General features: G+C 59.3%; 4 protein-coding genes. 3 read left to right on the top strand and 1 reads right to left on the bottom strand.

What is annotated here, in order from left to right; all coding sequences use genetic code 11:
- On the top strand, positions 1 to 1,413 hold a 1,413-nt coding region (locus tag HB680_RS33040; protein ID WP_276572266.1), incomplete at its 5' end, for a calcium-binding protein.
- A gap of 156 nt (positions 1,414 to 1,569) precedes the next feature.
- Here the strand turns inward: HB680_RS33040 and HB680_RS18690 are convergent.
- Complete coding sequence (locus HB680_RS18690; protein ID WP_213940032.1) at positions 1,570 to 4,464, bottom strand: ribonucleoside-diphosphate reductase subunit alpha; 2,895 nt, start codon at positions 4,462 to 4,464, stop codon at positions 1,570 to 1,572.
- A gap of 734 nt (positions 4,465 to 5,198) precedes the next feature.
- On the opposite strand from HB680_RS18690, the gene HB680_RS18685 reads away from it, so the two are divergent.
- Positions 5,199 to 5,921: a response regulator gene (locus tag HB680_RS18685; protein WP_213940031.1), complete on the top strand. Its 723-nt coding sequence runs from the start codon at positions 5,199 to 5,201 to the stop codon at positions 5,919 to 5,921.
- Positions 5,918 to 7,528: an ATP-binding protein gene (locus tag HB680_RS18680; RefSeq protein WP_213940030.1), complete on the top strand. Its 1,611-nt coding sequence runs from the start codon at positions 5,918 to 5,920 to the stop codon at positions 7,526 to 7,528. Before HB680_RS18685 ends, HB680_RS18680 begins: the two co-directional genes overlap by 4 nt.
- Positions 7,529 to 7,669: the final 141 nt, after the last annotated feature.

Below are 7,669 nucleotides of genomic sequence, written 5' to 3'. Positions count from 1 at the left end.
AGCGGCGGTGACGACGAAGTTCGCACCAACCAGGCGAGTCTCACCCTGGCTACCGAAGTCGAACGCCTGACCTATACCGGCAATAGCAACTTCACGGGTTACGGCAACGCTTCCGACAACATTATTATTGGCGGTGCGGGCAATGACACGCTATTCGGTGGCGGCGGTGCGGATCAGCTCATCGGCGGGGATGGTTTTGATACCGTCAGCTATGCCGATAGCGCCAGCAGCGTGGGCATCAACACCAAAACCGGCGTAAATACCGGTATCGCGGCGGGCGACGTCTTTACCAGTATTGAGGCGATCATTGGTTCCAGCTTCGGCGATTTGTTTGTCGGGGATGCGGGTGTCAATCGCTTCAACGGCGGTCTTGGCATGGACATGGTGAGCTTTGCCGATGAAAGTTCCGGCATCACACTCGATCTGAGCGCACCTGTTCTGACCGGTGTTGCGGCGGGTGATATCTACACCTCTATCGAAATTTTCCAGGGCACTTCGCAGGCTGACAGCTTTACCGGCAATGCGGGCGCTGCGGAAAACTTCATCGGCGGTGCGGGTGCAGACACTATTACCGGTGTGGGCCGGGGCGATGGTGCCTGGTACCTGACCAGCACTGATGCTGTGCAGGTAGACCTGCTGGCCGGCACTGCTTCGGGGGGTGATGCGCAAGGTGACGTGTTGATCAATATCGATTACCTGATGGGGTCGGCATTCAATGACACGCTGACAGGTAACGCCTACTCGAACAAGCTGGAAGGTGGGGCGGGTAACGACATCATTTATGGCGGCGATGGTGATGACTACATCTATGGCGGCATCGTCACCGACACCAGTGCCTTCGGCTCATTGCCAGTCAGTGGCGCCCAGGCCGATACGCTTTACGGTGGCAACGGCAATGACACGATGCGCAGCAGTGACAACGATGCAGGCAGCATCCTGTATGGCGAGGCGGGCAATGACACCCTCACCGTGTCTTCCGGAATCGCTTACGGGGGTGACGGCAACGATAACCTGACGGGTGTCGGTTACAGCTATGAGCTGCAAGGCGGCGCAGGTTTCGATACGTTGAACTTGCGTGGCTCTGGCGACGCGATGGGCGGAGAGGGCGGTGATGCCTACGTCGTATTCTCTAAAACCATGGTCGGCATCCAGGACACCGGAACATCGGGTGCAGACACCGTCACCCTGAAAAACATCCAAAGCCTCAAAGATGTCCAGATCATCAAAAACGACCTTGGCGCCTACATCTTCAACGTCGCTGATTATAAGAGCGGCAACCTGGATTCCGGCGTGTTCCTGAAGGATTGGTACAACGGCGCGAACACCATCGAGACGTTCTTCACCAACAATGGCGACTCGTTCACCATTCCGGTCGTAGGGCAGGCCATGTTTGATCATCTGTCGATGGTCTGACGCTCAGGCGGCATGTAGCAAAAACGGCGAAACCTGAAGTTGAGGTTTCGCCTTTTTTTCACCCCAAACTTTCCTCCGGACAAAAGAAAACCCCCGACCCGCCAGAGGCGCATCGGGGGTTTCAGATAAGCGCCTTTCAGCGCTTACCGACTCAGCTTATTGGCAAGCTTCGCAATCCGGCTCGTCAATGGCGCAAGCCTTTGGTACTGGAGCAGGACCGGCAGGAGCCGCCAGGACCGAATCTTCACCGTGGTTGCCGCCGCTGGAAACAGCGTTCAGCTTGCCGGTGTTGATGGTCGACTTCTCGGTGCTGGTCGCGGCCAGGGCACGGAGGTAGTAAGTGGTTTTCAGACCACGGTACCAGGCCATGCGGTAGGTCACGTCCAGCTTCTTGCCCGAAGCGCCGGCGATGTACAGGTTCAGGGACTGAGCCTGGTCGATCCACTTCTGACGACGGCTGGCCGCGTCAACGATCCACTTGGTGTCCACTTCGAAGGCAGTCGCGTAGAGCTCTTTGAGTTCTTGCGGGATGCGCTCGATCTGTTGAACCGAACCGTCGTAGTACTTCAGGTCGTTGATCATGACCGAGTCCCACAGACCGCGAGCCTTGAGGTCGCGAACCAGGTACGGGTTGATCACGGTGAATTCGCCCGACAGGTTCGATTTCACATAGAGGTTCTGGTAGGTCGGTTCGATCGACTGCGAGACGCCAGTGATGTTGGCGATGGTCGCGGTCGGTGCGATGGCCATGATGTTGGAGTTACGAATGCCTTTCTGTACACGGGCACGAACCGGTGCCCAGTCCAGGGATTCGTTCAGGTCAACGTCGATGTACTTCTGGCCACGTTGCTCGATCAGGATCTGTTGCGAATCCAGCGGCAGGATGCCTTTGGACCACAGCGAACCCTGGAACGTCTCGTAGGCGCCGCGCTCGTCGGCCAAGTCGCAGGAAGCCTGGATCGCGTAGTAGCTGACCGCTTCCATGGACTTGTCGGCGAACTCGACGGCCGCGTCGGAACCGTAAGGAATGTGCTGCAGGTACAAAGCGTCCTGGAAGCCCATGATGCCCAGACCGACCGGACGGTGCTTGAAGTTGGAGTTCTTCGCTTGTGGCACCGAGTAGTAGTTGATGTCGATCACGTTATCGAGCATGCGAACGGCGGTGTTCACGGTGCGTTCCAGCTTGGCGGTGTCCAGCTTGCCGTTGGTGATGTGGTTCGGCAGGTTGATCGAGCCCAGGTTGCAAACGGCGATCTCGTCCTTGTTGGTGTTCAAGGTGATCTCGGTGCACAGGTTCGAGCTGTGGACCACGCCCACGTGCTGCTGCGGGCTGCGCAGGTTGCACGGGTCTTTGAAGGTCAGCCAAGGGTGGCCGGTTTCAAACAGCATGGACAGCATTTTGCGCCACAGGTCTTTGGCCTGGATGGTCTTGAACAGCTTGACCTTGCCCGGGTACTCGGTCAGGGCTTCGTAGTACTCGTAGCGTTCTTCGAAGGCCTTGCCGGTCAGGTCGTGCAGGTCCGGAACTTCGGATGGCGAGAACAGGGTCCACTTACCGTCATCGAAGACACGCTTCATGAACAGGTCAGGAATCCAGTTGGCGGTGTTCATGTCGTGGGTACGACGACGATCATCACCGGTGTTCTTGCGCAGTTCGATGAACTCTTCGATGTCCATGTGCCAGGTTTCCAGGTAAGCACATACAGCGCCTTTGCGCTTGCCACCCTGGTTAACGGCAACGGCGGTGTCGTTCACCACTTTCAGGAACGGCACGACGCCCTGGGATTTGCCGTTGGTGCCCTTGATGTACGAACCCAAGGCACGAACCGGCGTCCAGTCGTTGCCCAGGCCACCCGCGAATTTGGACAACATGGCGTTGTCGTGGATCGCGTGGTAGATGCCCGACAGGTCATCCGGCACGGTGGTCAGGTAGCAGCTGGACAGCTGTGGACGCAGGGTGCCGGCATTGAACAGGGTCGGAGTCGACGACATGTAGTCGAAGGACGACAGCAGGTTGTAGAACTCGATCGCACGGTCTTCTTTGTGCTTCTCTTCGATCGCCAGGCCCATGGCCACGCGCATGAAGAAGATCTGCGGCAGTTCGAAGCGGATACCGTCCTTGTGGATGAAGTAACGGTCGTACAGGGTTTGCAGGCCCAGGTACGTGAACTGCTGATCGCGCTCGTGGTTGATGGCCTTGCCGAGTTTTTCCAGGTCGAAAGTCGCGAGGACCGGGTTCAGCAATTCGAATTCGATACCCTTGGCGATGTAGGCCGGCAGGGCCTTGGCGTACAGGTCGACCATTTCGTGGTGGGTCGCGCTTTCGGCAACTTCCAGGAAGCTCAGGCCTTCGGCACGCAGGGTGTCCATCAGCAGGCGGGCGGTGACGAACGAGTAGTTCGGCTCACGCTCAACCAAGGTACGGGCGGTCATCACCAGGGCGGTGTTGACGTCGGTCAGGGCCACGCCGTCGTACAGGTTTTTCAGGGTTTCACGCTGGATCAGGTCGCCGTCGACTTCTTCCAGGCCTTCGCACGCTTCGGTGACGATGGTATTCAGGCGGCCCATGTCCAGAGGAGCAAAGCTGCCATCGGCGCGGGTGATGCGGATCGACGGGTGAGCGTTGACCGCTTCTTCGGTCGGGGCGTGGGCGGCGCGTTGTTTCGAACGACCGTCGCGGTAGATCACGTAGTCGCGAGCGACTTTCTGCTCGCCGGCACGCATCAGGGCCAGTTCGACCTGGTCCTGGATTTCTTCGATGTGGATGGTGCCGCCCGAAGGCATGCGACGCTTGAAGGTCGCGGTGACTTGTTCGGTCAGGCGGGCAACGGTGTCGTGGATTCGCGACGAGGCGGCAGCGGTGCCGCCCTCAACTGCGAGAAACGCTTTGGTGATGGCGACGGTGATTTTGTCATCGGTGTAAGGAACGACAGTGCCGTTACGCTTGATCACGCGCAGTTGGCCAGGCGCGGTGGCGGACAGATCCGAAGTCGAATCAGCAGCCTGCGGCAAGGTGCCCTGCGGGTTCTCGCGAGTTGTGTCGGTTTGCATGGGGGGTTGTCTCCACATTCTCTATGTTTGTTTGGGCACCTTACGATGCCCACCGTTCTGTCCTGAGAAACTACAACCGACGGGAGTCGGGCATAACAACTTCTGGACAGTAGGAAAAAAGGCTAATGACGCCGCATCCTTGCCGAAGTCTTTGGCTGCGAGCCTGGGCTCGAAACCGGATTCCTTTCAGGGTGACAGTAATGACTGCAACACCCGTACCGTTCTGACCCCTCTGGCCTGAAAAAAAACGGTGCCATCCGCTAGTGCGGTTTGGGCTTTGAAAAACACGCTTGGTTCAACCCTAAACAGGCAATAAAGCACTTGAGTTTCTGGTCTGAAATATGGTGGGCTTTTAACTGAAAACCCTACATGTAGGGTTTTTTTGGGGCCGGGCTACAAGATAGTGCGTTTTGTGGAGCGTTGCAACGTACTGCTTGTGGATAACCCTGTGAGTAAATTGTGTGCGAAAGGTGGAACGGGCGTGTAGGCCGCGACGCTGCTGGATCGCGCCGTTTTTCACTGATTTTCAATGAATGAAAACAGTCGTTTGGATTTTTAAGGGCGCGAACCCTATCACAAAATCCCCGCTTGTCCGAACGCATTTGCCGACTTGTTTTCTCGCCGGGCGACGTTTATACAATCGGCCGTACGCACGCATTCTTATCCTCCCCAATCATTACAAAAAGACGGGGGGATCCTTCCTTATTAGTGTTGTTGGCAAGCAGAGGTCACCCGTGGAGCAAGAAGCCTGGCAAGTATTGATTGTCGAAGACGATCAGCGACTGGCCGAATTGACGCGCGATTACCTGGAAGCCAACGGCTTGCGCGTGGCGATTGAAGGCAACGGTGCCCTGGCGGCGGCGCGGATCATCAAGGAACAGCCGGACCTGGTGATCCTCGACCTGATGCTCCCCGGTGAAGACGGCTTGAGCATCTGCCGCAAGGTGCGCGACAAGTTCGACGGCCCGATCCTGATGCTCACCGCCCGCACCGACGACACCGACCAGATTCTCGGCCTGGACCTGGGCGCCGACGACTACGTGTGCAAACCGGTGCGCCCGCGTTTGTTGCTGGCGCGGATCCAGGCCTTGTTGCGCCGCAGCGAAGCCCCGGAAGCGGCCCCGGAAAAACTGCGGCGCCTGCAATTCGGCCCGTTGGTGGTGGACAACGCGTTGCGCGAAGCCTGGCTCAATGACAGCGGTATCGAACTGACGTCCGCCGAGTTCGATCTGCTGTGGCTGCTGGTGGCCAACGCCGGGCGCATTTTGTCCCGGGAAGAAATCTTCACCGCCCTGCGCGGCATCGGTTACGACGGCCAGGACCGCTCCATTGATGTGCGCATCTCGCGCATTCGCCCGAAAATCGGCGACGACCCGGATCACCCACGGCTGATCAAGACCGTGCGCAGCAAAGGTTACTTGTTCGTGCCGGAAGCCTGCGTAGACCTGCCCCTGTGAATTCGATCTTCCTGCGCATCTACGGCGGCATGTGCGCGGCGCTGATCCTCGTGGCCGTGCTCGGCGTGCTGGCGCTGCACCTGCTGAATCAGGTGCGCAGCGAGCAATACCGCGAACGCCTGGCCCACGGTACGTTTTCGCTGATGGCCGACAACCTGCAACCGATGAACGAAACCGAGCGCCACCGCGCCTTGCTGGTCTGGGAGCGCCTGCTGGGCATTCCCCTGGCGTTGCAGACGTTCCCGCAAACCGACCTCGACCTGACCCAGCGCACCCGTGTGCTACGCGGCCAGGCCTTGGTTGAGCAGACCGGACCGCATGCCGCGAAGGTTTACCGGTTGGTCAGCGACAAAGAACAACTGGTGCTCACCGGCGAAGTGCAGCAAATCAGCGAACAACTGGCCCGGGCGACCATTTACCTGCTGGCCGACGAACTGGTGCGCTACCCGGTGGCCGAGCAACCCAAGCGTCTGGCGCAATTGAAGGAAGACAAGGGTTTTGGTTTCGACCTGCGGCTGGTCACGGTCGAGCAGGCGGACATGGACGAGGACCAGAGTCGCCGGGTGTCCGAAGGCGACACGGTGATGGCGCTGGGCAAGGGCGGCGATTCGATCCGGGTGTTTGCCGGCATGGTCGGAACGCCGTGGGTGCTGGAAATCGGCCCGTTATTTCAGATGAACCCGTATCCGCCGGAGTGGCTGGTGCTGATCGCTGCCTTGGGCCTGTCGCTGATCGGTTTGATCGTCTATCTGTTGGTGCGGCAACTGGAGCGCCGTTTGCGCGGCCTCGAAGCCGCCGCCACGCGCATCGCCAAGGGCAGCCTGGAAACCCGCGTTCCGGCGCGCGGTGCGGACTCGGTCGGGCGTTTGGCGTCGGCGTTCAATGGCATGGCCGAGCACTTGCAACAGTTGCTGGCGATCCAGCGCGAACTGGTGCGCGCGGTGTCCCACGAACTGCGTACACCCGTGGCGCGCCTGCGTTTTGGTCTGGAAATGATCGGCTCGGCCACCACGCCCCAGGCGTTGGAAAAGTACCGCGAAGGCATGGACCACGACATCGAGGACCTCGATAAATTGGTGGACGAGATGCTCACTTATGCGCGGTTGGAGCAGGGCTCGCCGGCGCTGAATTTCCAGCGGATTGATCTGGATGCGTTGGTCAATCAAGTGATCGAAGAACTGGCGCCGCTGCGCGCGGAAGTCACCGTGCAACGCGGGTTGTGCCTGTCCGCCGCCGATTGCGACGATGCTTGGGTCGAAGCCGAACCGCGTTACCTGCATCGCGCGTTGCAGAACCTGGTCAGCAACGCCATGCGCCATGCGCAGTCGCGAGTGACCGTCAGTTATCAGGTGGGGCAGTTGCGCTGTCGAGTGGATGTCGAGGATGACGGGCCGGGCGTGCCGGAAGTGGCCTGGGAGAAAATCTTCACCCCGTTTTTGCGCCTCGACGACAGCCGGACTCGCGCGTCGGGTGGACATGGATTGGGGTTGTCGATTGTGCGGCGGATTGTGCACTGGCATGGCGGGCGGGCGCTGATCAGCAAGAGCAAAAGCCTGGGCGGGGCGTGTTTCAGCTTGAGTTGGCCGAGGAATCAGGAGAAGCGGTGAGGCCCAACGAGTACCCGTAGCAGCTGGCGAAGCCTGCGTTCGGCTGCGAAGCAGTCGTAAATCCTGCGCACGCGGTTTACCTGAAACACGGCGGTGTCTGGTTTGGCGACTGCTTCGCAGCCGAACGCAGGCTTCGCCAGC

Origin of the sequence: Pseudomonas sp. dw_612, from assembly GCF_018449725.1 — a bacterium.
GTDB lineage: Bacteria > Pseudomonadota > Gammaproteobacteria > Pseudomonadales > Pseudomonadaceae > Aquipseudomonas.
This window is presented reverse-complemented; position numbering and strand designations above follow the sequence as displayed.

What these genes read in the sequence shown, in the direction of transcription:
- HB680_RS18690 (WP_213940032.1), bottom strand. Translation starts at nt 4,464, where the DNA reads ATGCAAACCGACACAACTCGCGAGAACCCGCAGGGCACCTTGCCGCAG.